The organism is Flavobacterium sp. MK4S-17 (genome assembly GCF_009848495.1).
Classification (GTDB): Bacteria; Bacteroidota; Bacteroidia; order Flavobacteriales; family Flavobacteriaceae; genus Flavobacterium.
Map to the genome: position 1 here is coordinate 45080 of NZ_WWEP01000035.1, position 24187 is coordinate 69266.

Annotated in this window: 22 protein-coding genes and 1 pseudogene; 8 read left to right on the forward strand and 15 right to left on the reverse strand. The window is 39.3% G+C overall.

Translation table 11 applies throughout. The features are described 5' to 3' along the window. The first annotated feature begins 13 nt into the window (after positions 1–13). Genes GSF09_RS11635 through GSF09_RS11645 form a run of 3 tightly spaced genes read left to right on the forward strand, consistent with a single transcriptional unit; the run spans position 14 to position 4558 of the window. On the forward strand, positions 14–1486 hold the full coding sequence (locus GSF09_RS11635; RefSeq protein WP_201309356.1) for a hypothetical protein: 1473 nt from the start codon (positions 14–16) through the stop codon (positions 1484–1486). Continuing rightward, complete coding sequence (locus GSF09_RS11640) at positions 1476–2891, forward strand: LysM peptidoglycan-binding domain-containing protein (RefSeq protein WP_159801600.1); 1416 nt, start codon at positions 1476–1478, stop codon at positions 2889–2891. The genes GSF09_RS11635 and GSF09_RS11640 overlap by 11 nt, the downstream gene beginning before the upstream one ends. Then, complete coding sequence (locus GSF09_RS11645) at positions 2891–4558, forward strand: MBOAT family protein (RefSeq protein WP_159801837.1); 1668 nt, start codon at positions 2891–2893, stop codon at positions 4556–4558. Before GSF09_RS11640 ends, GSF09_RS11645 begins: the two co-directional genes overlap by 1 nt. Here GSF09_RS11645 and GSF09_RS11650 read toward each other — a convergent pair. The 3 genes from GSF09_RS11650 to GSF09_RS11660 are packed head-to-tail and all read right to left on the reverse strand — an operon-like array spanning position 4555 to position 8551. Beyond that, positions 4555–7095, reverse strand: a complete 2541-nt coding sequence (locus GSF09_RS11650; protein ID WP_159801602.1) for a TonB-dependent receptor plug domain-containing protein — start codon at positions 7093–7095, stop codon at positions 4555–4557. The two genes, GSF09_RS11645 and GSF09_RS11650, sit on opposite strands and share 4 nt — an antisense overlap. Continuing rightward, entirely contained in the window at positions 7092–7985 is an 894-nt protein-coding gene (locus GSF09_RS11655) for a FecR family protein (RefSeq protein ID WP_159801604.1), read from the reverse strand. The genes GSF09_RS11650 and GSF09_RS11655 overlap by 4 nt, the downstream gene beginning before the upstream one ends. A 44-nt stretch (positions 7986–8029) precedes the next feature. Continuing rightward, entirely contained in the window at positions 8030–8551 is a 522-nt protein-coding gene (locus tag GSF09_RS11660) for an RNA polymerase sigma factor (protein ID WP_159801606.1), read from the reverse strand. A 263-nt stretch (positions 8552–8814) separates the two neighbouring features. Here GSF09_RS11660 and GSF09_RS11665 point away from each other — a divergent pair, with 263 nt between their 5' ends. The 3 genes from GSF09_RS11665 to GSF09_RS11675 all read left to right on the forward strand — a co-directional run bounded on the left by GSF09_RS11665 (position 8815) and on the right by GSF09_RS11675 (position 12130). Beyond that, positions 8815–9717, forward strand: coding sequence for a hypothetical protein (locus GSF09_RS11665; protein ID WP_159801608.1), 903 nt, complete (start codon positions 8815–8817; stop codon positions 9715–9717). Positions 9718–9831: 114 nt separating this feature from the next. Continuing rightward, the gene (ffh, locus tag GSF09_RS11670; protein ID WP_159801610.1) at positions 9832–11172 is read left to right on the forward strand and encodes a signal recognition particle protein; all 1341 of its coding nucleotides are present in this window, start codon (positions 9832–9834) and stop codon (positions 11170–11172) included. Between the two features lie 73 nt (positions 11173–11245). Beyond that, on the forward strand, positions 11246–12130 hold the full coding sequence (locus GSF09_RS11675; protein ID WP_159801612.1) for a bifunctional 5,10-methylenetetrahydrofolate dehydrogenase/5,10-methenyltetrahydrofolate cyclohydrolase: 885 nt from the start codon (positions 11246–11248) through the stop codon (positions 12128–12130). Between the two features lie 69 nt (positions 12131–12199). Here GSF09_RS11675 and GSF09_RS11680 read toward each other — a convergent pair. The 7 genes and pseudogenes from GSF09_RS11680 to GSF09_RS11710 form a co-directional block, all read right to left on the reverse strand. Continuing rightward, positions 12200–12400: pseudogene (locus tag GSF09_RS11680) on the reverse strand (alkylphosphonate utilization protein); the annotation flags it as partial. Next, on the reverse strand, positions 12384–13211 hold the full coding sequence (gene rluF / locus GSF09_RS11685; protein ID WP_159801616.1) for a 23S rRNA pseudouridine(2604) synthase RluF: 828 nt from the start codon (positions 13209–13211) through the stop codon (positions 12384–12386). The pseudogene GSF09_RS11680 and the gene rluF, both read right to left, overlap by 17 nt. Positions 13212–13235: 24 nt before the next feature. Continuing rightward, positions 13236–14087: an alpha/beta fold hydrolase gene (locus GSF09_RS11690; protein ID WP_159801618.1), complete on the reverse strand. Its 852-nt coding sequence runs from the start codon at positions 14085–14087 to the stop codon at positions 13236–13238. A 37-nt stretch (positions 14088–14124) separates the two neighbouring features. Then, complete coding sequence (locus GSF09_RS11695; RefSeq protein WP_159801620.1) at positions 14125–14904, reverse strand: zinc ribbon domain-containing protein; 780 nt, start codon at positions 14902–14904, stop codon at positions 14125–14127. Between the two features lie 2 nt (positions 14905–14906). Further along, entirely contained in the window at positions 14907–16001 is a 1095-nt protein-coding gene (locus GSF09_RS11700; RefSeq protein ID WP_159801622.1) for a Nif3-like dinuclear metal center hexameric protein, read from the reverse strand. Positions 16002–16038: 37 nt separating this feature from the next. Then, positions 16039–16260 carry a hypothetical protein gene (locus tag GSF09_RS11705; RefSeq protein WP_159801624.1) on the reverse strand — a complete coding sequence of 74 codons (222 nt, stop codon included), beginning with the start codon at positions 16258–16260 and terminating at the stop codon, positions 16039–16041. A 102-nt stretch (positions 16261–16362) separates the two neighbouring features. After that, positions 16363–16608, reverse strand: a complete 246-nt coding sequence (locus GSF09_RS11710; protein WP_159801626.1) for a hypothetical protein — start codon at positions 16606–16608, stop codon at positions 16363–16365. A gap of 126 nt (positions 16609–16734) precedes the next feature. Here GSF09_RS11710 and lpxK point away from each other — a divergent pair, with 126 nt between their 5' ends. After that, on the forward strand, positions 16735–17769 hold the full coding sequence (lpxK, locus tag GSF09_RS11715; protein ID WP_159801628.1) for a tetraacyldisaccharide 4'-kinase: 1035 nt from the start codon (positions 16735–16737) through the stop codon (positions 17767–17769). Further along, positions 17726–18538: a purine-nucleoside phosphorylase gene (locus GSF09_RS11720; protein ID WP_159801630.1), complete on the forward strand. Its 813-nt coding sequence runs from the start codon at positions 17726–17728 to the stop codon at positions 18536–18538. The genes lpxK and GSF09_RS11720 overlap by 44 nt, the downstream gene beginning before the upstream one ends. 62 nt (positions 18539–18600) lie before the next feature. On the opposite strand, the gene GSF09_RS11725 is transcribed toward GSF09_RS11720, so the two are convergent. The 5 genes from GSF09_RS11725 to GSF09_RS11745 all read right to left on the reverse strand — a co-directional run bounded on the left by GSF09_RS11725 (position 18601) and on the right by GSF09_RS11745 (position 24085). After that, positions 18601–19413 carry a GEVED domain-containing protein gene (locus GSF09_RS11725; RefSeq protein ID WP_159801632.1) on the reverse strand — a complete coding sequence of 271 codons (813 nt, stop codon included), beginning with the start codon at positions 19411–19413 and terminating at the stop codon, positions 18601–18603. Positions 19414–19607: 194 nt separating this feature from the next. Then, on the reverse strand, positions 19608–20606 hold the full coding sequence (gene gap / locus GSF09_RS11730) for a type I glyceraldehyde-3-phosphate dehydrogenase (RefSeq protein WP_159801634.1): 999 nt from the start codon (positions 20604–20606) through the stop codon (positions 19608–19610). A 31-nt stretch (positions 20607–20637) separates the two neighbouring features. After that, complete coding sequence (gene lipA / locus GSF09_RS11735; RefSeq protein WP_159801636.1) at positions 20638–21525, reverse strand: lipoyl synthase; 888 nt, start codon at positions 21523–21525, stop codon at positions 20638–20640. A 129-nt stretch (positions 21526–21654) separates the two neighbouring features. Next, positions 21655–23121: a T9SS type A sorting domain-containing protein gene (locus GSF09_RS11740; protein ID WP_159801638.1), complete on the reverse strand. Its 1467-nt coding sequence runs from the start codon at positions 23119–23121 to the stop codon at positions 21655–21657. Between the two features lie 112 nt (positions 23122–23233). After that, on the reverse strand, positions 23234–24085 hold the full coding sequence (locus GSF09_RS11745) for an energy transducer TonB (RefSeq protein WP_159801640.1): 852 nt from the start codon (positions 24083–24085) through the stop codon (positions 23234–23236). Positions 24086–24187 lie beyond the last annotated feature (102 nt).

Consider the following 24187-nt stretch of genomic DNA (forward strand, 5'->3'; position numbering starts at 1 on the left):
AAACAGGATTTTTGTGAGCCATAATAAGCCTTATTTTATACAGTCATTTACAATAGTTGTATTGTCTGTAATTGCATTTGTGGTATTCAGGCAGTTTTTGCCCCGCAAAATTTTTACGGAAAGCGCACCCACTACCAAAAATGTGGTAATCGACAGCCTTTTGCTTGAGGCGGTACAGGAAACTACCGACACTGTGGTGAGAAAAGGCAAGGACACTCTTAGCAATGCCAAAATTACCTTTAAAAAAGATAACGGCATACAGTTTCCGGCCGAGACTTTTGAAAATTACAAAGGCTACCAGCACTTAATATCTTTTTACGAGAAACTGCTTCAGCTTGAAAACAGGCAGCAGGGCAATGTGCGTATTGCCTATTTTGGTGACTCCATGACAGACGGCGATATGATTGTGAAAGATTTGCGGACAAGCCTCCAGGATCGTTTTGGCGGAGAAGGTGTGGGCTTTGTAAATATCACTTCAGAATCGGCGGGTTCAAGGAGTACGCTCACACACCAGTTTTCGTCAAACTGGAAAACCCAGTCATATCTTAACATTAAGCATCCCAAAGTACCCTTTGGCGTAAACGGGCATGTATTTTTTACAAAGCATGATACTGTAAACCCGGTATGGGTAAAATACAGGGCTACTAACGGCAGGCATACAGCACAGCTTAATAACCCAACATTATATTACGGTAAGTCGGGCAATACACAGGCAAGTATAGCTGTTATTACAGGAGCAGATACCTTGTATAAAAAGCTGAACCCTGCCGAACAGCTTAATACACTTACTATAGCCAACGGAAACTTAAAGTCATTCCGGGCAGAATTTATTGCTGCCGATTCAATACCTTTTTACGGTTTTAATTTTGATGACGGCAAAGGCGTGCATGTAGATAATTTTTCCAATCGGGGTAATTCAGGGCTGCCTATTTCCATTTTTAATACAAGGCTGATGAAGGCTTTTAACCAAAAACTTGGTTATGACCTTATAATACTACATTACGGCACAAACGTACTTAATTACGGTTCCTATAATTATTCGTGGTATGAAAAGCGCATGGCAAAGGTGGTTGACCATATAAGGGAATGTTTTCCGGGTACTGCCGTACTGATTATATCAACTGCGGATAAATCTACCAAATATGAAATGGAGATGAAAACCGATTCGGCTGTTGTGCCTTTAACAGAAGCACAGAAAAGATATGCTGTGCAAACAGAGTCGGGTTTTGTTAACCTTTATATGCTAATGGGCGGCGATGGCTCTATGGTAAAATGGGTGGAAGAAGTACCCGCACTTGCTAATAAGGATTATACTCATTTTAATTTCCGGGGCTCCAAAAAAATAGCTGATTTTATTTATAACCAGTTAAATAATGGTTATGAGCAGTATAAAAAACTTAAAGGTTTTAAGCCTGCCAAGTCAAAACCGCAGCCGGTAAAAAAAGATTCGGTAATACATAATACAGATTCTACCCATGCGGAATAGTTTTTTAGCCCTGCTGCTTAGCCTTACTTTAACCAACTGTTTTTCTCAAACCGACAGCACAGAAGTAGCTACGGACAGTATAATTATAGACTCTGTTGAAGTGGTGCCCGATAACATTATAACCAATACATCGGCATTAAAGCTGCTCTTCGAAAAACTCAGCCTCCTTGAAGAGCAAAAGGCAGGAAAAGTAAATATTGTTCATATTGGCGACTCCCATATCCAGGCCGACCTGTTTAGCGGTACAATACGCAAAATGCTGCAGGAACATTTTGGAAATGCCGGCAGTGGCTTTAATTTTCCGCACAGGCTTGCAAAAACAAATGGCAGCGACTATATAAGATACTCCTCCAATATTTCGTGGGACAGCAGGCGGAACATCTATCCGCCCGAACAGGGCATGCAGGTAGGGCTTAGCGGTATTGCACTGGTTACCAAAGAAGATTTTATTATTGAGATGACCATTAGGGATACGGCTTATAATTTTAATACTATAAAGGTTATTACCCCGGGTGTAACACAGGATTTTGATATTGCCACAAGCTCCAAAACTATTGTGGTAGAATCAACAGTACCTAAAAAGATTTCCCACAAAATAAAAAGGGGCGAAGTGTTAGGCACTATTGCACGAAAATATGGCATTACCGTAACGCAGCTTAAAAATGCCAATGGTTTGCGTACTGATAATATCAGGGCAGGTAAAACATTATCTATCCCAACACAGGAAATGGAAAAAAAGGAAATAAAGCGTTCAGAATTTATTCCCCTGCCTTTGGCTGCTGATACTACCGAAAATTTTTATTACCATAGCGTAAAACGCATGGATAAAATATACCTTTTGCCAAATAAGGATGCGAAGCAATATAATTTAAATGGGATAGTGCTGGAAAAAGATTCTCCCGGCGTTATATATCACAATATCGGAGTTAACGGCGCAAAGGCATCTGACTATAATAAGTATCCTTTGTTCTTTAAACAATTACCTGTTTTGCAGCCTGATATGGTGGTTGTTTCATTAGGGACAAATGAATCATTTGACAAACTTACTACGGAAGAGTACATGGTACAGCTGAATATATTTATTGATAATGTGCGCAGTGCTTGCCCCGATGCCTGTATTTTGGTAATGACACCGCCGCCTTCTTTATTTAAACGGAAATACCCAAATACTTTTGTAGCCGACTATGCAAAAAACATACTGATGCAGGAAACAGTAAAACATTATGCTTCGTGGGATATGTTTACAGAGCTAGGGGGATTATTTGGTGTAAAGCGCAACGCTGCAAAGGGCTTAATGTCATCCGATAGGGTTCATTATTCAGTACAGGGATATCAGAAACAGGGAGAGATGTTTTCAGAAGCTTTTTTAAAAGCCTACCAGAATTTTAAAAACAACAGGGATTGATGCAGTTTACAGATATATTGCCACACGTGGGCTGGCAGGATGTGCAGGAGTGGTTTACTTACAACCCTAAGAAGCCTCTGCTATTTAATACAGGGCTGTTTTTGGGACTGTTTATTGTGTTTTACGGTATTTACCTGTTGCTTAGGAAAACATTTCATCTGCGTATTTTGTATGTGGTTTGCTTCTCTGTTTTCTTTTACTATAAATCCAGCGGAATGTATTTCCTGCTGCTGTTGTTTACTACAATAGTAGATTATACCTTAAGCTATTTTTTATACCGGGAAACAAGAGAGTTACAGCGGAAGTTATATGTTTGGTTTAGTGTAATAATCAACCTTACTTTTTTAGGGTATTTTAAATATACTAATTTCCTTATAGGCAATTATAACGACCTTTTTGGTGGTAAATTCTCCTTTTATGATGTTATATTGCCGGTGGGTATATCATTTTATACCTTTCAGTCCATAAGCTATACTATAGAAATTTACCGTAAGGAAATAACGCCTGCAAAAAATTACCTTGATTATTTGTTTTTTGTTTCCTTTTTCCCCCAGCTTGTGGCAGGTCCTATAGTAAGGGCTAAAGATTTTATCCCGAAAATTTACGAGAAGCTGTCTATCACCAAACAGGATGTAAATTATGGGCTTTTCCTTATTATTGGAGGGCTTATTAAAAAAACTGTTATTTCAGATTATATATCGGTAAATTTTGTTGACCGTGTTTTTGATTCGCCTAATAGCTATACAGCTTTTGAAAACCTTATGGCTTCCTATGGTTACACTATACAGATTTACTGTGACTTTTCAGGATATTCGGATATGGCTATCGGTATTGCCCTGCTTTTAGGTTTTGAGCTTCCGCCTAACTTCCATACTCCCTATAAATCGGCAAGCATAACCGAATTCTGGCGCAGGTGGCACATATCCTTATCAACATGGCTTAAGGACTTTCTATATATATCTGTTGGAGGGAATAGGCATGGCTCATTTGCCGGTTTCCTTTTTCCGGCTTTATTTTTCTTCGGGCTTATAGTTTGGGGTATTCAATATTCAGGTACAAGCAACTGGCCTTTAATTATAGGGGTAAGTGCATTGCTGGTTTTTATACTCACCTTTATGCTGTCAAAAAATAAAGAGAAAACCATGTACACCAATAGCAACCTGCTTACCACCATGCTGCTGGGTGGTTTGTGGCATGGGGCAAGCCTGCGGTTTATTGTGTGGGGTGCGCTGCACGGTATAGCACTTGCCGTGCATAAAATATTTATGGAATTTTTTCCCCCTAAAAAAGATGCAAAGAAAACAGCAGCAGGTGCTTTATGGCATTTTGTTTCGGTGGTGCTTACTTTTCATTTTGTAGCATTTTGCTGGATATTTTTCAGGGCAAAGGATTTTCCTACAGCTATGGATGTGTTGGATAATATTACCAAAGTAACCTTTAACCCGCAGCAGTGGCAAACTATAATTATGGGTTATAAAAATGTTTTTATGCTGATGTTTGCAGGCTATGTTTGGCATTTTTTACCTGAAAGCATAATAAATGCCATGAGGCAGGCTTTTAACAGGACGCCACTTGCAGGGAAAGCAGTTTTATTAGGTTTTGTTTACTGGCTTGTTTATGCGGCAGCTTCCGCAGGGCCACAGCCTTTTATTTACTTTCAGTTTTAAAAGCTAAATTTTATAAGTGCATTTGGTGTTCTTTCCAGTGCATAGGTATTTACCCTTTCTATATTTTCTGTTTCAGGGTTAATACGGTAATAACGGTTAATAATATTTTGCCTGTTAAAAATATTAAGTATGGATAACCCTAACTGTAAATTATATTTTTCAGCTATCTGAAGGGTGTAGTTAGCAGAAAAATTAAACTGCATAAAACTCCCTATATGAAATGCATTGGGTTGGGAGTAGGATACTGCAGGGCTGCCGTTATTGCCATAAACAGGAAAGTTGCTTAAGGGTGCAGTATAGGGCCTGCCCGAAAACCACCTTGAGCCCAAAGCAAGCTCCAGTTTTTTCCATTCATAAACCACTGCTGAATTTATGGTATGTGCTATCTGGAAATTACTTGGAAAGCTGGAAGTGGGGAAATCTTTAAAATTATACCTGTTATTATTCCATGTATAGCCCAACCAGGCATAAAAATCTTGAAACTGTTTTTGTATTAAAAATTCTGTGCCATAAACGGTATAACTGCCGGTAGCCTGCAACCCTTCATGCTGATCCTGAAATGCCTGTCCGCCTGTAGTAATACCATTCACTTTTTTGTAAAAGTTATCAATAGTAATAAGCCAGCCACGGTTTTTATAGGTCGCCCCGATAGAAGCCTGTCTGCTCTTCTGTACAGGTATATCATTATTATTGGCAAGTGTCCATCTCCTTTTTTCTATGCCCAGAAAATCATTTTGCAGTTCTACCACCTGAGACAGGGATTGGCTTTTTTGTTCTGCCAACACTTCAATCTGCCAATTGCCATTTATGAGATAATTAGCCTGCAGGCGGGGTTCGGCATAAAACATATCAAACTGCGTTATGTAATTAAAACGCATACCCAGCCTTGTGTATAAATTATTGCCATCTGTATGATATTCCATTTCCCCTGAAAGTGCATGTATATCTATATTTTCACTTATTTCAGTTGAAGCCGTTACTAAATTTGTTTCATCACGGTTATTAATAGAAGTAGTATTAAATTGGTAACTACTGTTTAGCTTTATAGTGCGGGTTAACGGACTACTGAATGTAAAATTCAGCCCTGCATCAAAAATTTCATTGTGCTGCCGGGTTACCTGGTTTGACTCAATGGAGGCATTGGTAGCATCAACATTATAACGCGAGCCATACAAAGAGAGCCCTATGCTTTTATTATCATCCCAATTTTTATTCCATGCAATATTCCCTCCCAGTGTCTGCTGGTCAAGGCTGCTCAATTTGGTAACTACGTTGGTTTCTGTAATAGTGCCTTCGGTAAAGTCGAGGTTGTTGTTTATGCCAATAATATTAAAATATAACGTATTGCCCCCCTTAAATTTTTGATGAAACTGCCCCGTAAAATCATAAAAATAAAATTCCTTATCACTTTTATAGTTTACATCGGTACTGTTATTTAACTGGGTTACAACGGTATTTTGAAAAATACGCTGCGAATATTTATTATAAGTGGGAAAATCAAGTACATCAGTAAAGGAACGTCGGGCAGAAAGCTCAACACCTGTATTTTCTGAAAGTTTTATATTGGTATAAGCATCAGCACTTATCATATTACTCCCTACACTTGCCGAAGTTTCACCTATTTCATTGGAACGCGAGGAAATATTCACCACGCTTGAAACACTATCGCCATATAACGCGGGCGTACCGTTTTTATAAATTTTTATGCTGTGTCCCAGGTTAGGATTAAGTGCGGAAATCAACCCAAAAAAATGGCCTGTCTGGAAAAGGCGTATGCCATTCCATAAAAATAGGTTCTGGTCATGTGTGCCACCCCTTACGTTAATATTGGAAACCGTTTCATCTATACTGCCTATGCCCGGCAGCTGCTGCATTGCCAAAAGCACGTCGGGCTCGATAAGCCCCGGCAGTATCCCAAATTTTTTAGGCTGGATACTGAAACCGCCATCTTTAAGTTTGGAGATTCCTTTGGCAAGATAGCGTTCTGTTACTATCTCATCCAGCATTAGTATGTCCAGTATTAAAACTATTTTCTGGCAGTCCGCTTCATTATAATCAGTAACCACTTTAAGGGGCTGGTATCCCAAATGGTCAATATAAAGCGTATCCGGCAGGTTTTGGGGTAATTCAAAATAGCCATCGGTACCTGTTACAATTTTTTGTTGGTTTCGGTACTGTATTACGGCATTTTCAATAGGTTGTCCTATTTCATCAGTAAGGTAAGCGCAAAATATTTTTTTTTGCGGCAGCCTACCTGAAAAAATTAAAATATTATTGCTGCTCTGTTTAAAGTTAAGGCCTGTGCGGTTGGTAATATACACCAGTTTGGCCTTAAGCGGCATGGTACCGGGCGGGGGGAATATGCTGTGCCCAAATATATCTTCCTCAAGGTAGCTGAACTTAATTTTATGTTTTTCAGCAATATCAATCAGGATTTTTTTTAATTCAATACTTTTCTTTTCGTCCTGCCCTAAGCACTTGGGGACAATTAAAAAAAATAAAAGTATGCTTAAAATACATCCTGTGTTTAACCTCATTCAGCAGACAGTATAATTTTATTACCTGCCCTTTCAGATTTTAAGTGATATACAGTTTTTACAATATCAAGGGCAGTGTTAAGGTCATTGGTGGGAATAGTCCCCGTAAAACGCTTAACCGGTACTAAAGGTATGGAAATTTCCACATTATACTGCCTTTCAATTTCTTTAGTTATGCCCTCCAGAGTTTCTTTATAAAACTCCGCTTCATTATTAATCCATCCCGGATTGTTGTTTTCTATATTTATGGTGGCTACAGCGCCTTTGCCATGTTCAATTATAATGCTTTTACCCGGCAGCAATAAAATGCTCTTGCCAGTATAGGAAACCTTAACTTTGCCTTCAAAACAGGAAACTTCCAGGCGGTTGCCACGCTCCTTAACATTAAACTGTGTGCCTACCACTGTAATAGTGCCTAAATCGGTTATAACATCAAAAGTTTTTCCTTTGGCTACTTTAAAAAAAGCTTCACCATCCAGTTCAATTTCGCGATTATTCTGCCAGTTCCATTTCCTGTATTCCACTTCGGTTCCTGAATTAAGCACAACCTGTGAATCATCAGGTAATAAAAATTCCGATCGGCTTGCATGGGCAGTGGTTACGGTAGTGGTATGCGTTGCATAAAAAAACATAGTTAAGCCCAATGTAATAACAAGCACTGCAGCTATTCTTGCCACCCACGGATTTAATTTTCTTATACGGCGCTTGTTTCTCTGCTTTTCTATGCGGTTGTAAAGCAAGTCCATATCTCCCTTAGGAGCTGTTAGCTGTGCAGAATATTCTTTTATTTTGCTGTATGTTTCAAAGCCGGGTGAAGCCATAAACTCCCTCAGTTCATTTTCATCCATTTCTCCGTTAAGCCACCTGGCAAGTGTAACATCATCTTTCATCTCAATATTCCTTTTTTGCTTAAACAGTTATAGTATAAAAATCCCTACCTTATATTTTCAATTTGTTTTCGTAATTCTACCAGGGCGCCATGTATCCTTTTTTCTACAGCCTTTATGCTTATTCCTAATATATCGGCTATTTCATGGTATTTTTTTCCGTCTATCCGGTGCAGCAGGAAAGCGGTGCGCTGTGCTTCGGTAAGTCCGCCTATAGCATTTTGCAGTTTAATTTTAAATTGCTCCTCTTCCATCAAAAATTCAGGACTTTGCCCGTCTGTAGCATTTGCCCCTGTTTTTTTTGCATATTGAAGTACCACTTTTTGGTGTGCTATATGGTTTAAGGAAGTGTTATTGGCTACTGTGTATAAAAATGATCTTGCTTTTTCGGGCGGCACATCGGCACAATTTTGCCATAGCTTAATAAAGGCTTCCTGCGCAACATCTTCTGCCTGGTCTTCATTGCCAAATTTATAAAAAAGGTAATTGCGCAGGGTTTTGGCATGCTTGCTGAAAAAAGCAGAAAACATTTTTTCTTCGCAGATACCGGTAAGCGCAATTTTTTTCATGGTGCTGTAATTGGGCGTTAAATTATAAAAAAAAATATACCTGCAAAGGCAATGTGCTATAACTTGGATAGTTTATAAAATCATTTTTTTTGTTAAATTACGGTAGGGTATTTTTATTTTTAAATGTTTTTATAATAAACCGTCATTTTAATTAATTGAGTAGTTGTGTTTTTTTAAATATTCAAGTTTTTTCCAAAGAACCGGCTTGATTTCCGAGCCGGTTTCTTTACCTCATTGCTTTAAACTAACTTAAAACACTTTATATGAACAAATTTTTCAAACTTTTAGCAGCTTTTGTCTTAACAGGATTTATTGCGGCATCCTGCAGCGATGATGATTCTGGGACTGTAAGTGCCGATCCTGATGCGCTGAACCTTAGCTCTGAGTTAACTTCGTTATTATCGGCATTGGCACTTAACCCAAACCTTACCGATTGTGTGAGCCTTGACCTGCCTGTAACTATACTTGTTTATGATTCTGACAACCAGCCGGATGGTACAATAGTTATTGATGAAGAAACCGATTTGGAAGACCTTATTGCCCAACTTGATTTTGATGAGTCTTATGCTTTTGAATATCCTTTGTCAATAAATGGATTTGGCGGAGAGTTAATAACAGTAAACTCAAATGACGAATTCCTGTCGGCACTACAGGACGAAATCTCGGAATGTGAAAATGCATCAGAAGAATGTGATACAGAAAACACGGCATATACTCAATTATTTAACAGCCTTAGCGGTGGTGAGCAGTTCACAATGGATACATTTACGCATGAGTACACATTCAGTTCAGACCAGGGCGGAACAATATGCAGTATAGGCTACAAAGGTGAAACAGCATCTGTTTCATACCTTATAGAAATACTGGATGGTAATGATAATGTGGTATATTCAGGTAACCACAGTTTTTCTGATACTGCTATGGAGTATGTTTCCATACCGGAAGTAAGTATTAACGCAAATGAAAATTATACTATTAAACGTTCTATTGGCTCATATGCCGAAGGGCAGGGCATAGGTACGGTAAGATGGGGTTTATCTACTATGCTGCCCGCAACCGCCAATGGCATAACGGTACACCAGGCGCGTTTTTATGGCGGGGGCGGCAGTACCAATCCTGACTATGGAATGGTACCTTATATAGATTTTGCATTTAAGCCATTGTAAATAAATTTCGTTTTTAGTAAAAACCGGCCTTATCAGGCTGGTTTTTTTATTTATAAGTTCCTAACTTCAAAATCAAATCCTTAAATTTGCACCTCTATAAAAGAATCACAGTTTATGTTTGATAATTTAAGCGATAAGTTAGATAAAGCTTTACATATACTTAAAGGGCACGGTAAAATTACCGAAGTTAACGTAGCCGATACTTTAAAGGAAGTACGCAGGGCATTGCTTGATGCCGACGTTAACTTTAAAATAGCAAAAGACTTTACCACAAGGGTTAAGGAAAAAGCTATGGGCGAAAATGTATTGACTACATTACAGCCGGGCCAGTTGATGGTTAAGATAGTTAAAGATGAGCTTACCGAACTTATGGGGGGCGATGCCACAGGCATTAACCTTTCGGGCAACCCTTCGGTTATTTTAATGTCAGGTTTGCAGGGTTCGGGTAAAACAACCTTTTCAGGAAAGCTTGCCAACTATTTAAAAACCAAGAAAAATAAAAAACCTTTGCTTGTAGCGTGCGACGTTTACCGTCCTGCGGCTATTAACCAGCTACATGTAGTAGGCGGACAGATAGGTGTTGAGGTATATTCGGAAGAAGGGAATAAAAACCCGGTACAAATAGCGCAAAATGCTATTGAACATGCCAAGGCAAATGGCTTTAATGTAGTAATTGTGGATACCGCCGGCCGCCTTGCGGTTGACGAGGAAATGATGAACGAAATTGCCAATGTGCATAAGGCTATAACCCCACAGGAAACACTTTTTGTAGTTGATGCCATGACAGGTCAGGATGCTGTTAATACTGCTAAGGCATTTAATGACAGGCTTAATTTTGACGGTGTTATATTAACCAAGCTGGATGGTGATACCCGTGGTGGTGCAGCCATTTCAATTAAGTCGGTTGTAGATAAACCTATTAAGTTTATTGGTACAGGCGAAAAGATGGAAGCGATAGACGTGTTCTATCCGAACCGTATGGCCGACCGTATTCTTGGTATGGGCGACGTAGTATCGCTTGTGGAAAGGGCACAGGAACAGTATGATGAAGAAGAAGCCCGCAAGCTTCAAAAGAAAATTGCCAAAAATGAATTTGGCTTTGATGATTTTCTTTCGCAGATACAGCAAGTAAAGAAAATGGGTAACATGAAAGACCTTGTAGGCATGATACCCGGAGCAGGCAAAGCCCTTAAAGATGTGGAGATTGAAGATGATGCCTTTAAGCATATTGAGGCAATAATCCATTCCATGACACCTAAAGAGCGCAGCAAGCCTTCAATACTTGATGCCAAAAGGAAAAACAGGATAGCTAAAGGTTCAGGTACATCAATACAGCAGGTTAACCAGTTGCTGAAGCAGTTTGACCAGATGAGCAAAATGATGAAGATGATGCAGGGCGGCGGTGCCAGGAACATGATGCGGATGATGGGCGGCATGAAAGGGATGAGGCCATAACAATAAAACATAAAGGCGCGGGTAACCGCGTCTTTTTAATTGGTATTCTATTCTAAACTAAATACAACACACAATGCAATTACTGGATGGTAAAAAAACTTCGGAAGACATTAAAAACGAGATTGCTGCCGAAGTAAACAAAATGAAAGAAAAGGGGGAAAAGGTGCCCCATCTTGCTGCGGTTATAGTGGGTAATGATGGTGCCAGCCTTACCTACGTGGGCAGCAAGGTAAAAGCCTGCGAGCGGGTGGGTTTTGAATCTACGCTGGTAAGGATGCCCGGCACAACATCAGAAATGGAATTGCTTAAAAAAATTGAGGAGCTAAACCAGGATGATGATATTGATGGCTTTATAGTACAGTTGCCACTGCCAAAACAAATTGACACCCAAAAGGTGATTATGGCTATTGACCCAAGTAAGGATGTGGACGGCTTCCATCCTGAAAACTTTGGTAAAATGGCACTGGATATGACATCTTTTATACCGGCAACGCCATTTGGCATACTGGAGCTGCTGGAGCGTTATAATGTGCAAACCACAGGAAAGCATACAGTAGTGATAGGGCGCAGCCATATTGTTGGCAGGCCCATGAGTATATTAATGGGGCGCAAGGGCTTTCCGGGTAACAGTACAGTAACATTAACCCACAGCCATACTAAAAATATAAACCAGATAACCACACAGGCCGATATTATTATTACAGCACTTGGCGTGCCTAATTACCTGAAAGCGGAAATGATAAAAGATGATGCCGTGGTTATTGATGTGGGCATTACCCGTGTTGCCGATGAAACATCTGAAAAAGGGTATAAAATAACAGGTGATGTTGATTTTGAAAATGTAAGCAAAAAGGCATCATTTATAACGCCTGTACCAGGCGGAGTAGGCCCTATGACCATTGCTATGCTCTTAAAAAACACCTTATTGGCAAGAGAACAAAGAAAGTACAGAAATTAAAATCTGATTTTATAATTTAAAATAACATCCTAAAAGGTATTTTTCAGGATGTTATTTTTTTTTACAGTATTATGATTTCTTCACAAACTCTGTGCGAAGTACCATAGCCACTTTATTAACGCGGCAGTCTATTTCGGCAGGGTCGTCTGTAAGGCGTATGTTTTTAACGGTGGTGCCGCGTTTAATTACGGCAGATGAACTCTTTACTTTTAAATCTTTGATTACGGTTACGGTATCGCCATCATTTAATATGTTACCGTTGCTGTCTTTTACTTCCATTGTTTTTGTTATTGTGGTTTATTTTATTGGTATTGTTCGTGTTATTGGCTGGTTTCACAGCTTGTTTTGGCAGGCTGGCTTCTTCTGTTTTACTGCTTGGTGCAATAAGCTTGTTTAATTCTTTTATCTCAGCAGCGGTTAAATCCCTGTACCGGCCCAAAGGCACATCAAGCGATATATTAATTATCCTTATGCGCTTTAGTGCTGTAACCTCATAGCCCAGATATTCGCACATACGGCGTATCTGCCTGTTAAGCCCCTGTGTAAGTACTATCCTGAATACATATTTGCTAACCTGCTCTACTTTGCACTTTCGCGTAACTGTATCTAATATGGGTACGCCATTACCCATGCGCTGTATAAACCTGTCGGTAATTGGTTTATTTACAGTTACAATATATTCTTTTTCGTGATTATTGCGTGCGCGTAATATTTTATTTACAATATCGCCATCATTTGTCAGGAAAATAAGTCCTTCACTGGCCTTGTCAAGCCTGCCGATGGGGAATATCCGCTCCGGGTAATTTATGTAATCAACTATATTGTTTTTTACATCCTGATTGGTAGTACATTCAATACCCACAGGTTTATTGAAAGCAAGGTATGTGTGTTTACCTGTTTTTTCCTTAATTAATTTACCGTTTATGCGCACCTCATCATCAATGCTTATTTTAGTGCCCATAATAGCAGTATTGCCATTTATGGTAACACGCCCTTCCTCAATCAGCTTATCGGCTTCCCTGCGGGAACAATAACCTGTTTCAGAAATATATTTATTAAGCCTTTTCAGTTCTTCTGCCATAATGTAAAAATACAATTATCTGTATTATTCTTCTTTAAAAAGAAAGGAATAGATTTTATTATACAGGGCATCATCATGCATGCTGTGGCCAAGCCCTTTTGTTATATAAAACTCGGCATCGGGCCAGGCTTTTGCTATTTTTTTTCCTTCCCTGAAATTTACTACCTCATCTTTTACATCATGTACCAATAATCCTTTAGCGTTTATTTTTGAGGCAAAAAGGCTTCCGGAAAACTCATCGGTCTTAATCCGGAAATGGTCAAAGAAGTGTTTTTTAAGTAATTTAAAAACATTGTTGTTAAGGCTTAAAATACCTGCATAATTCGCCAGAATAGTATTTAGGTCGCAGGGTGCGCCCATTATAACCAGTTTTTTTATAATAGCATTAGGGTAATGCGATTGATAGTATAATGCCGTAGCACCTCCTAAAGAATGGCCTACCATATATTCAGGCTTGTATTTGTGTATGATAACATTGATGAATTCGGCATAGCGCGGTATGGTAAATTCATGGCCTGATGATAACCCATGTGCAGGCGCATCAAGTGCAATAATAGTATAGCCTGAGTTTTTAAGGTAGGGTATAAACTGCTCCCATCGTGAGGCATTGCTTTCCCAACCGTGTACAAGCAACAGGGTTTTATTATGTTTGCCCTGCCATGTGTAAACCTGGAAAACAAAAGAGTCATGCGTCATTATTTCAGCATCGGCTTCCCTGAGGATATCGGGTAATTGCTCCTTAATTAACCTCCCGTCCCGGGGCTCACTGAAAAACTTATAGGCTATACGGCTTGCCTTTTTTGGTGCTACATAACTAAGTAAGTTAATATATAAACCCAGCCCTTTTTTAAGTAAATAGGTAAAAAACTTCTGCATGGCAGTTAAAAAAACCCCGCATTGCGGGGTTTGCTATTTATATTTTGGAAAACAACTGTTCCATTTTCTCTTTTTCCTCATCGGCAAGTGCGCTGTCCACTAAAATCCTTCCGCTGTGTTCGTCGGTAATAATTTTTTTGCGGCTGGCAATTTCCATTTGTGTTTGCGGCGGTATGGTAAAGAAAGAACCTGCCGAAGCGCCCCTTTCAATAGATACTACTGCAAGGCCGTTTCTCACGCTGCCCCTTATCCTTTTATAAGCGTTAAGCAGCCTTTCTTCAATCTGCTGCTGGTACTCGGCTGATTTTTCAAGAAGGAAGTTTTCTTCTTTTTCAGTTTCAGACATAATAGCATCAAGCTCAGATTTTTTATGCTGAAGATGGGTTTTTTTAGCTTCCAGCTTTTCTTCCGACTGGGTAATGGCTTCTTTTTTATGTTCTATGGAAGCTTTCATTTCCTTTATATGTTTTTCGGCAAGCTGTATTTCCAGTTCCTGGAACTCAATTTCCTTGCTTAAGGAATTAAACTCCCTGTTGTTGCGTACATTTTTTTGCTGCTCGCTGTATTTTTTTATCGAAGCCTTGTGCTCATCTATGGCATTTTTCTTTTCTTTAATCTGGTCTTCAATAGACTCAAGGTCGTTTTTAAGTTTTTCAAGCCTTGTGGTTAATCCTGCAACTTCGTCTTCAAGGTCTTCCACTTCAAGCGGCAGTTCGCCCCTTACGTTCCTAATTTCGTCAATCCTTGAATCAATTAACTGTAAATCATAAAGTGCCCTTAACTTTTCTTCAACACTTAATTCCTTGGTATTCGCCATATTTATAAGTACTTAACTGGATTTGTATTTTCTTCCGATAAAATGATTGCAAAATTAGGGATTTTTTTCATAAGATAATCAACTATGTAATTTTTTGTATAGCGTTCACTCTCAAAATGTCCTATGTCGGCAAGCAAAAGCTTTCCTTCCGCTTCATAAAACTGGTGGTATTTCAGGTCGGCAGTAATGTAAGCATCTGCGCCTGCTGCTATTGCATTTTTAATGGCAAAACTCCCGGAACCGCCTAAAACTGCCACTTTTTTTATTTTTTTTCCTGTAAATGCACTATGCCTTATTCCGCCTGCCTGCATTTTTTCCTTTACCATTTGCAGGAAGTCCTCTTCTGCCATAGCGTTTTCAAGTTCGCCAATCATTCCAAGCCCTATATTTTGGTGCTTGTTTTCAAGGCTGTAAATTTCATAGGCAACCTCTTCATACACATGGTGTGCAAAAAGGGCTTTTAGTATTTTATTTTCCAGATGCTTTTCAAAGGTTACCTCTATTTTAATTTCTTTGCCTTCCACAAATTCACCTTGCTCTCCAATGGCAGGGTTGCTGTCTTCATTACCCTGATAGGTGCCCAGCCCCTGGGAGCTGAAGCTGCAGTTTTCGTAATTGCCTATATTTCCTGCGCCTGCATTAAATAAAGCATTACGGAGTTTGTCTACATTTTCGGGTATGGTGTATGTTACCAGTTTCTTTATATAATTTTCTTTGGGAATAAGTATCCTGGTACTGTGCAGCCCAAGTGCATTGCACATTATTTTGTTTACGCCATGCTTATGATTATCAAGCGCAGTATGGACGGCATAAATAGAAATGTCATTTTTTATGGCTTTTATAAGTGCGCGCTCCACATAGTTTTTCCCGGTTATTTTTTTTAACCCGGAAAAAAGTATGGGGTGGAAGCTTACTATAAAATTACAATTTTTTAAAACAGCTTCGTCAATAACCTTTTCAAGGGCATCATGGCAAACCAGCACGCCCGTGGCTTCATTATCAGCGTTTCCTGTAAGCAGCCCCGTGTTATCAAAATCTTCCGCATAAGATAGTGGCGCCATTTCTTCAAGTATGGCAATAATATCCTTTATTTTCATTTGGTTTATTTTCTAACCAAATATAATGAATGTATTTCTATCCGCAGAAGCTGTCAAGGTATTCACCATATTCAACCCCGGTGTCGGTGTCATCTACAAAAGCATTTCCGTTAGTACCCCTGCACACCCTGTAGGAATCTTCACCCGCAATTTCACAAGTCCTGCACGCACTGCCGCCTGTGTTGTTATCGTCGTCAGATGAGCATGCTGCAAATGTAATTGCAGAAAATACTGCTAAAGAGAATAATAATTTTTTCATAATACTTAATAATTAGCCTAACAAAAGAAACAAAATACTGGGCTTCCTGAAAAGCCTTTAGTAAAATATTATGAAAAAAGCCGGCTGATAGCCAGCTTGTGTTTAATTACAATTATAACCTAAAGACTCCTGTCCTGCCACATAGTCATCATAATCTACCCCAGTATCGTCGCCGTCATCAAAAGCAATTCCGTCTACATTACAAACTTCTTTAGTATTGCTTCCATCTTCAAAAGTAATGCTGCAGGTAACACAGCCTTCTTTAGATTTTCCGCCATCGTCATCAGATGAACAGGCTGCCACTGTCATTATAGCCAGGACAGCTACAGATAAGATTAATTTTTTCATAATAATAGGTATTAAGTGTTAGTGTGGCTAAATTATACAGCGTGTTACTATTAAAAAATACCTAATGGCGGGTATTTTTAAGTCAGCAGCCTGTTATTAAACCGAGAAAACAGTATTTTTGTTATAGTGAAATTATTGCGCAAAATACTTCTCCCTTTTTCTTTGTTATACTGGGGCATTACCCGTGTAAGAAATATTTTTTACAATAATGGCACGCTAAAATCATGGTCTTTCCCGCTTCCTGTAATTGCAGTAGGTAACCTTAGCACAGGAGGTACAGGCAAAACCCCGCAGACTGAATATCTTATACGGCTTTTAAAGGATAATTACAGGGTAGCTGTATTAAGCAGGGGGTACAAACGCAAAACACAGGGCTATATACTGGCAGATGCTGATGCAACAGCGCATACACTGGGTGATGAGCCTTACCAGTTCCATAAAAAATTTCCGGGTATTTTGGTTGCGGTTGATGCCAACCGCAAGAATGGTATTGAAAACCTTATGAAACTTTCACCAGATGTGATACTGCTGGATGATGCTTACCAGCACCGAAGGGTAAAAGCGGGATTTTATATTTTGCTGACGGCTTATGGCGACCTGTATCCTGATGATTTTGTTCTGCCGGCAGGAAACTTAAGGGAGGGCAGGAGCGGAGCAAAAAGAGCAAATATTATAATTATTACAAAATGCCCGCCAAACCTTACGGAAGCCGAACAGGAAAATATTATAAAGAAACTAAAGCCTGCAAAGCATCAACAAGTATATTTTACTTTTATAGAGTATGATACTGAAATTTACAATAGCAGCCAGGCTATATCTATAAATGAAGTAAAGAACCAGGAAAAACTGCTTTTGGCAGGCATAGCCAAACCCCAGCCGTTTTTTAAATACCTGCGGCAGGAAAATGATATCTGCAAAAGTTATCCTGACCACCATGACTTTACTGAAAAGGATATAGAGGATATACTAAAATTATCTGAAAGCAGGATAATTATTACAACCGAAAAAGATTATGTAAGGCTGGCCGGCAGGTTGCCGGATAACAGGCTTTACTATCTTCCTATAAAATCGTCCTTTATAAAAGACGGCAATAACTTTAACCAAACTATTTTAAACTATGTGGGAGCAAGTACAGGAAACAATAAAGTTTATAATAAATAAAACCGGTTTTAAACCGGAATATGGCATAATATTGGGCTCAGGGCTTGGAGGCTTTGCAGAAGACCTGGAGATTGAGCATATGTTGCCTTATAATGAAATACCAAATTTTCCCGTTTCTACCGTAGAGGGGCATAAAGGAGCATTGCTTTTTGGAACTGTAGGCGGCAAAAAAGTTGTAGCCATGCAGGGGCGCTTTCATTACTATGAAGGTTACTCTATGAAAGAAGTTACTTTCCCGGTAAGGGTTATGAAATTTCTTGGCGTACAAAAACTGGTTGTGTCCAATGCTTCGGGAGGCGTTAACCCATTTTATAAAGTAGGGGATATAGTACTTATTTATGACCATATCAATATGATGCCTGAGCATCCTTTGCGCGGAAAGAATGATGAGCGTTTCGGGCCACGTTTTGTCAATATGAGCGAGCCTTACAGCCGTAAAATGATAAGCAGGGCAAAAGAGCTTGCCCTAAACCTGAATATTGAAGTTAAAGATGGTATTTACCTCGGGCTGCAGGGCCCCACTTTTGAAACCCTTTCAGAATACCGTATGGTAAAGGTTTTGGGTGCTGACTGCGTGGGCATGTCAACCGTACCGGAGGTTATTGTGGCCAAACACATGGACATGGAAGTTTTTGGTATATCTGTAATTACCGATATGGGGGATGAGGATAACATTGATGAGGTAAATCACCAAGAGGTATTGCAGGCAGCACAAAATGCGGAACCCAAAGTACGTGAGTTAATTAAAGAACTGATAATTAAGTATTAAGACAAAATGATAAAATAGTATAAAATGCTCTCTGAAAAGACAGCATTTTATACTATTAATTTTTAATTAATTATCTTTTTTGATGTTACACTGCCATCATCAGTAGCAATTTTAAGTATTAAAACCTGATTGCTTAAATTACCTGTTTCTATTTTTAAAGTAGAAAGCCCTATATTATCCTGATTATATACAAGCTTACCTAACAAGTCATAAATTTTTACACTTGTAATTATGTTATAGGGTGTTTCAACTACAGTTGCGCCAGAAGATTTATAGGCGATTACCTGCTTCATTTTTGTAATATCATCTCTGCCTGCATTAGATTGGATGTTTACAGTGTAATCTTCTGTTTCACCATATTCTTGATCCTCATCGCAGGCAAGACCAGAGGTTGCACCCGAGGAGCCAACCGCGGCCACCCTGACTCTCATCCTCTTATTTCCTGATGTAGCCGAAGAAGGGATTGAAATGTTACCATTTACTACGCTTCCGCTGCCAACTCCGATAAATGTAAACTCCGATGCTTCAAAAGTTCCGTTACTGTTGTAGTCAATCCACACACTTACTGATTCATTACTCCAGCCATCGCCAACAGTTACAGCAATTGGATAGCTTGTGCCCGTTGTAAGTACAGGGGCGGGTAAAGTAGTAAAATCATTATAGCCGTCAACTCCGCAGGTACTTGCATTTGTAAGCGTAGATATTGATACATTAAGAATCAAATCATCGTCTGTACAATCTAAAAAAGGTTCGCAATAGGTTTGAGATTGTACTGCATGGCTGCCTGCTAAAAATACAAACACAAGAAATAACTCTACGTTACCAGCTAATTTTTTAATTTGTACTTCATTTTTTTTGAAAGTAATTTTGTTCATAAGCAAAAGAATTATGTTATACTTAATTTTGGATTAAATATAAATATAATTATCTCACTTTCAGAATTTTAAAAATTAAAATACTTTAAACAATCAATTTTTAGTAAAAATTAAATCAGAACAATATTTTTAGTGAATTCTTTAATTAACTACGATAAATTTTGAATTAACAATATTGATAATTAATGGTATAGCTATTTTATAAGACTAATTAAATCAATTATTCTTGATGAATATCCAATTTCGTTATCATACCAGCCCACCACTTTTACCATTTTATCTATAACCGAGGTTAATTGCGAATCAAAAAGGCAGGAATACCTGTTGCCTAATATATCTACCGATACTATCGGGTCTTCAGTGTAGGCTAAAATGCCTTTCAGGCCATTTTCAGATGCTTCTTTAAAAGCATTATTTATTTCCGCTATGGTAACTTCTTTATCCACATAACAGGTTATGTCCGTAAGTGAGCCATCGGGTACCGGCACACGTATGCCGCCACCGCCTATTTTACCATTAAACTGCGGGAATATTTTTGTAAGTGCCTTTGCTGCCCCTGTTGTTGTAGGCACTATAGATTGTGCCGCACCACGGGCCCTCCGCAGGTCTTTATGGGGCTGGTCGTGAAGGCTCTGGTCTGTAGTATAGGAGTGCACAGTGGTTATATAAGCCTGCCTGATACCGCACAAGTCATTAATAATTTTCATCATTGGTGCGGCATTATTGGTAGTACAGCTTGCGTTGGAAATTATAGTTTCGCTGCCATCCAGTATCTGTTCATTAACTCCTAAAACAATAGTTTTTATACGGTCATCTTCCGGTGGTGCGGAGAGAATCACCTTTTTAGCACCCGAAGCCAGGTGCTGTCCTGCCTGCTCCAGTGTTTTTATTTTTCCGGTACATTCCACAACTATATCTACACCTGTGGCTGTCCAGTTTAAACCGGAGATATTTTTTTCGGTAAAAAAAGGGTATTTCTTTCCATCTACAATCAGGCTGTCTTCGGTATAAGATACATCAAAGGGTAATATACCGTGAATACTGTCATACTTTAACAGATGCGCCATTGTACGCGTATCGGCAATATCATTAATTGCAACCACTTCAATAGCCTCGTTGCACAGCAGCAGTCGGAAAAGATTCCTGCCAATACGGCCAAAACCGTTAATGGCAATTTTTGTTTTCTTGGTCATTCTTTAAACGGTTAACTAAAATTGTTAACTATTATAAAATATGTTTTTGGGCTTTGTAGGAGGAACGCACCAGCGCACCGCTTTCAACATGGCGGAAGCCAAGGTCGAGCCCTATTTCCTCATATTTTTTAAATTGGTCAGGCGTAATAAACTCCTTAACCGGAAGGTGCTTTTTGCTGGGCTGCAGGTACTGCCCAATGGTAAGTACATCAAGGTTTACATCACGAAGGTCATGCATGGTTTGTATTACTTCCTCTTCAGTTTCACCAAGCCCTAGCATTATACCTGTTTTAGTACGGTTAATGCCTTTTTGCTTAAGATAGCGCAATACTTCAAGGCTACGTTCATATTTTGCCTGTATGCGCACTTCGCGGGTAAGCCTCTTTACAGTTTCCATATTATGTGAAACCACCTCGGGTGCTACAGCCACTATACGGTCAATATTACGTTCTATACCCTGAAAGTCAGGTATAAGTGTTTCAAGCGTGGTGGCAGGGTTCATCCTCCTTATGGCCTTAACGGTTTCAGCCCATATAATAGAGCCGCCGTCTTTAAGGTCGTCCCTGTCAACACTGGTAATAACAGCATGCTTAATGTTCATTATCTTTATAGAGCGCGCTACCTTTTCGGGTTCATCCCAGTCTACCGTTTCCGGCCTACCGGTTTTAACGCCGCAAAAGCCGCAGGAACGTGTACAGATATTGCCCAGTATCATAAAAGTAGCAGTACCTTCGCCCCAGCATTCGCCCATATTTGGGCAGCTGCCCGAAGTACATATAGTGTGAAGCTTGTATTTATCTACAAGCCCCCTTAATTCTGTATATTTTTTTCCTGTAGGTAACTTTACCCTAAGCCATTTCGGTTTTTGCGTAAATTGCCCGTTTGCCGCTACAGGTTTGGTATCAAGTATAGTTTCCATAACAAAAACTTTAAGTGGCAAAGATACGGTATTATTTTGGTTTAATTAAGTGGTTGCTGTTAACCCTTTCCCACAGTATTATCCCTGTAAATGCATTATAATAAAAAAAGAGGCAAAAGCCTCTTTTTGTTATTTTATAATCAGTTTGTCAGTAAGGCTTTTTCCACCCGATTCGGTCTTTACTATATAAATCCCTGACGGTAGTGAAAGCCGGAATGTGTTTTCTCCTTCAGTAAGTTCATGCTCATATACCATTTGGCCTGATATATTATAAATCTTTGCATTACCATTGCCGATACTGTTTACAGTAAAATTTCCATTGGTTGGGTTAGGATATATCTCGTTGTTTCTTACAGTATATTCCGGAGATGAAAGGTTACAACCAAAAGGGGTGTATATTACTTCGCCTAAAGAAGCATTATCCGCTGAATGCGAAATTACATTCTCAACTTCAACTCCTGTTGGTTCTTCACCTTCAATCCAGCAATTATTCATAGCATATATTGTGTATGGGGTGTTGTTGTATAAAGCATAAATTTGCCCGCCGTTACCGTTATTGGAAAAAACATTGCCTCCGGGATTATAATTAGCAGGATCAGTATTACCCAGGTTAATGCTTGCTGCCGATATTACTGTAATGCCCCAAAGGTTACCGCGGATTTGGTTATCGGACGCAATGATATTCATCCCTGCTCCCGAAGCAGATAATGATATACCGCTGCCGCCCTGCGCAGGTACGTTCTGGGTGTTGTTATTTTCAATAATATTGCCTCTTATGTAGCCTGATGATGCCCCGCCCACTACTGTTATGCCATACCTGTTATCAAAAACAGTGTTATTATCTATAATTACTTTATTAATAGTTCCCAGCAGGCTGGAAGCCGCTATGCCACCCACCATTGTAAGTGCCGGGTCGCCTTTAATAGTGTTGCCCACTATCCTGAGGGTATCGTTTCCACTTGGCCCCATGTTTATTTGTGGCCTGTTTTGGTTGCTTTGCCCGTTTCCTTCAAGGTAATTGTTTAATATCAGGGCTGAAACTTCCTGGTTGGCCCCGGAACTGAATGCAGGAAGGTCATTAAACAGGAAAGTCGAATTTTTTACTACAGGGCTGCCTGTGGAAAATGATACTGCAGAGCCTGTTGCGGCACCTGAAACATGGTAGGATACAGTACATGCATCCATTTCAAAATTTGGTGTTAGTACCCTTATTCCACCGCCATAGGTTATTGTTGTATTGTGGAAATATCCCGATGAGGTATCTTCAAAACGGAAGCCCTCATAAGGCTCGTTATTATTAACTGCTGTTATGGTTATATTGTCTGAATCTGCCGTAAAGCTGCCCGCAACAGTAATTAATACATCGCTGGCAATTTGTATGGCAGCATCTTCTTCAATAACAAGTGCATCTGTTGCTGCAATAGTAATATCCTGATTAATGGTATAAATACCATCTGCAAAGGTAATGGCTGAAGGCGCATTGGCAACCAGGTCGTTTAACGACCAGTTAACTCCTGTTCCAGGGGTGGTATATTGTGCACTGGCTGCAAACGGCGCCACAAAAAGAAAAAGAATAAATAGTAGTTTTTTGCTCATAGTCTTACAATTTATGTTGATAAAACATAAAGATAGACATGTACCGAAAGAGCTATTGTTAATAAATTGTTAAGTTGCAGAAAAAAAGCCCTTTTGGATAGGGCTTTACTTTCTATTTTATATTTACCGTTATTGGAAAATTATAAGCTGTCCTTACTTTTTTACCATTTTTGTAGCCGGGTTCCCATTTTGTTTTTATAGATTTTAAAACCCTTACGGCCTCATTGCCTAAATTATATCCAGGGTCTTTAAGTACTTTAATGTTAGACATGGTGCCGTCTTTCTCAATTATAAATGAAACATATACTTTTAATGTTAATGCAGTATCTGTATGGGGTGGCCTGAAATTTTGTGCTACCCTGTCGTAAAATTCTTTAATCCCGCCGGGATAAGCAGGCATTTTATCTACAGCATAACTGCTTACAAGGTCGTCATCACCAACAGAGGGTGTAGTCCCGGTACCATTCTCTGTACCTGTTGATGAGCCGTTGCTGCCAATAGCAATATTTCCTTTGTTATCTCCTTCGTCATTATGGCTGCTCGGGTTTGCATTTTTAAAGTCCTCTATAGAGGGCAGTGCAACATCAGTAGGAACATTAGGTGCAGCAACGGGTGGAAGGAATTTTTCCTGCCGTGTTGATGATGCAGGCGCTGTGGCTGCAGCCTGTGCGGGCGGCTCGGCTTTAGGAGGCTTTGGCGGCTCAGGCTTTTTTAAAGGTACTTCTGAAAGTACTACAGTTCCATCAATAACAGTAGGTTTTTCAGGAGCAGGCTGCTTGTTGCCAAAATGATTGATAGCAGCAGGAATACCTATCAGTATAAATAATAAAGCAACACCTGAAATTAGTGCAATCAGTGTAGTTTTAGGGTCTTCCTTACGCAGCTTATACGCTCCGTATTCTTTGTTACGGCCTTCAAAAACAAGGTCTATCCATCCGGGGTTAAATACGCTTACTTTTGACATAATAAGATGATTTTAGGTTGGTGAATAAGTTATATTTACTAAAACGTTTTAGTAGACGGACTTATTGTATGTTATTTATTAAATAGCTGCATTTAATTCACC

Coding starts and splice junctions, on each gene's coding strand:
- GSF09_RS11640 (WP_159801600.1), top strand. CDS start 1,476: ATGCGGAATAGTTTTTTAGCCCTGCTGCTTAGCCTTACTTTAACCAAC.
- GSF09_RS11645 (WP_159801837.1), top strand. CDS start 2,891: ATGCAGTTTACAGATATATTGCCACACGTGGGCTGGCAGGATGTGCAG.
- GSF09_RS11650 (WP_159801602.1), bottom strand. CDS start 7,095: ATGAGGTTAAACACAGGATGTATTTTAAGCATACTTTTATTTTTTTTA.
- GSF09_RS11655 (WP_159801604.1), bottom strand. CDS start 7,985: ATGAAAGATGATGTTACACTTGCCAGGTGGCTTAACGGAGAAATGGAT.
- GSF09_RS11660 (WP_159801606.1), bottom strand. CDS start 8,551: ATGAAAAAAATTGCGCTTACCGGTATCTGCGAAGAAAAAATGTTTTCT.
- GSF09_RS11665 (WP_159801608.1), top strand. CDS start 8,815: ATGAACAAATTTTTCAAACTTTTAGCAGCTTTTGTCTTAACAGGATTT.
- ffh (WP_159801610.1), top strand. CDS start 9,832: ATGTTTGATAATTTAAGCGATAAGTTAGATAAAGCTTTACATATACTT.
- GSF09_RS11675 (WP_159801612.1), top strand. CDS start 11,246: ATGCAATTACTGGATGGTAAAAAAACTTCGGAAGACATTAAAAACGAG.
- rluF (WP_159801616.1), bottom strand. CDS start 13,211: ATGGCAGAAGAACTGAAAAGGCTTAATAAATATATTTCTGAAACAGGT.
- GSF09_RS11690 (WP_159801618.1), bottom strand. CDS start 14,087: ATGCAGAAGTTTTTTACCTATTTACTTAAAAAAGGGCTGGGTTTATAT.
- GSF09_RS11695 (WP_159801620.1), bottom strand. CDS start 14,904: ATGGCGAATACCAAGGAATTAAGTGTTGAAGAAAAGTTAAGGGCACTT.
- GSF09_RS11700 (WP_159801622.1), bottom strand. CDS start 16,001: ATGAAAATAAAGGATATTATTGCCATACTTGAAGAAATGGCGCCACTA.
- GSF09_RS11705 (WP_159801624.1), bottom strand. CDS start 16,260: ATGAAAAAATTATTATTCTCTTTAGCAGTATTTTCTGCAATTACATTT.
- GSF09_RS11710 (WP_159801626.1), bottom strand. CDS start 16,608: ATGAAAAAATTAATCTTATCTGTAGCTGTCCTGGCTATAATGACAGTG.
- GSF09_RS11720 (WP_159801630.1), top strand. CDS start 17,726: ATGTGGGAGCAAGTACAGGAAACAATAAAGTTTATAATAAATAAAACC.
- GSF09_RS11725 (WP_159801632.1), bottom strand. CDS start 19,413: ATGAACAAAATTACTTTCAAAAAAAATGAAGTACAAATTAAAAAATTA.
- gap (WP_159801634.1), bottom strand. CDS start 20,606: ATGACCAAGAAAACAAAAATTGCCATTAACGGTTTTGGCCGTATTGGC.
- lipA (WP_159801636.1), bottom strand. CDS start 21,525: ATGGAAACTATACTTGATACCAAACCTGTAGCGGCAAACGGGCAATTT.
- GSF09_RS11740 (WP_159801638.1), bottom strand. CDS start 23,121: ATGAGCAAAAAACTACTATTTATTCTTTTTCTTTTTGTGGCGCCGTTT.
- GSF09_RS11745 (WP_159801640.1), bottom strand. CDS start 24,085: ATGTCAAAAGTAAGCGTATTTAACCCCGGATGGATAGACCTTGTTTTT.